2 protein-coding genes are annotated in these 1,368 nt (G+C 54.8%); one reads left to right on the forward strand and one right to left on the reverse strand.

Translation table 11 applies throughout. The features are described 5' to 3' along the window. The first annotated feature begins 193 nt into the window (after positions 1 to 193). Positions 194 to 370 (forward strand): hypothetical protein, encoded by a 177-nt coding sequence (locus tag P0O24_RS12435; RefSeq protein ID WP_316970068.1) that lies wholly within the window; start codon positions 194 to 196, stop codon positions 368 to 370. Positions 371 to 405: 35 nt separating this feature from the next. Here the strand turns inward: P0O24_RS12435 and P0O24_RS12440 are convergent. Continuing rightward, positions 406 to 1,368 (reverse strand): HEAT repeat domain-containing protein (locus P0O24_RS12440; protein WP_316970069.1); only part of this gene is annotated, 963 nt, incomplete at its 5' end.

The raw sequence follows: 1,368 nt of genomic DNA on the forward strand, positions 1-1,368 counted from the left end.
TTCTATGATATTATCCAGGTTTGGATGTGAGATATCATAGAACCACCGGGGAGAACCTGGTGGTCGTAGGAAAAGGTCGAAATATCCACCAAAACGGCCCCACCAGCACGACCACCGGGTTCTCCGGCATACTCCTTCTCCGGGAGACGCCGCCCGCCATCGCTTTTGTGAGAGTATATAAACTGAGGGCTCGATGAAAGTGATGTTCGTAGGAAAGGTCGAAATGTTAGAAGAGGTGGGAGACGGGGAGAAGATCTCTCCGCCGCCAGACCCGACGCCACCAGCGCCCCCACTGTGGAGGATCGGAGGGCCGGTGATAGTCAAGGACCTCCAGGATAGAACCCTCCCGAAGCCACGTAGAGCTTTTTAAATCGAGGTCGAATAAAAATAGCAGGGAGGCGGGGATCACCGCCCAACCTGGATCTTCGCCAACGCTTTCTCCGCCGCAGATCGGACTTCGGGGTCGCTGTCTCTCGCAACCACGTAGGCCAATGGGCCTATTGCCTTATCATCTCCGATCTCGCCGAGAGCCTCAACCGCAGACAGCCGGATAATCCCGTCTTCGTCTTGAAGAGACCTGATTAGGGGATCAACCGCTCTGTCGTCTCCGATCTTGCCGAGTGCACGCGCCGCAGCAGAACGGAAATTCAATTCATGACGTACTTCGTCGGATTGCCAATCTGCCTGTCGGTGTTTAACCTGCTGAGGGAGAGCCTTAATGAGAGGCTCGACCGCCCTGGGATCACCGATCTCTCCGAGAGCCCAGGCTGCACTCGCCCGGGACTCCCACCACCCACGGTCCAGCATTTTGATGAGGCTATCAACGGCTCTATCATCTCCAATCATGCCAAGAGATCTAACTATCCCATTTTGGAGACTCTGATATGCGTACGTATTATGCCAATCTAGAACCTCAATGAGAGGGTCGACCGCCCTGGGATCACCGATCTTACCTAAGGCCTCCCCTGCAGCCAACGCGACCCAAATATCCCCCTCCACCGCCTTAGTTCGTGCCACCCAATGATTGCGGAGACACTCGATTAATGGATCAACGGCCCTGTCATCTCCGATCTCGCCGAGAGCCTCTGCAGCCGCCTTTCGGACCCTCTGGTCTTCATCCCGGAGAGCATCTATAAGGAGATCGACCGCTCTATCGTCTCCGCTCTCACCAATAGATACAACAGCCGACAATCGTGCATCCGGCGGGCCATATTTGAGATCCCATATGCGTTCGTATATCTCATCCGTCGCCATGATCGGTGATGATAGCGCCGCCAGCATCAGCAAAGCCAAAACCGGTTTAAGTCTCATCTTAGTCTCCATCCTGAAGAGGAGATGGTCCCGACAGACGAAAAGCTTTTCGATGCT

The sequence above is a fragment of the Candidatus Methanocrinis alkalitolerans genome (assembly GCF_029167205.1).
In the GTDB taxonomy this organism is placed as follows: domain Archaea; phylum Halobacteriota; class Methanosarcinia; order Methanotrichales; family Methanotrichaceae; genus Methanocrinis; species Methanocrinis alkalitolerans.

What these genes read in the sequence shown, in the direction of transcription:
- P0O24_RS12435 (WP_316970068.1), top strand. Translation starts at nt 194, where the DNA reads ATGAAAGTGATGTTCGTAGGAAAGGTCGAAATGTTAGAAGAGGTGGGA.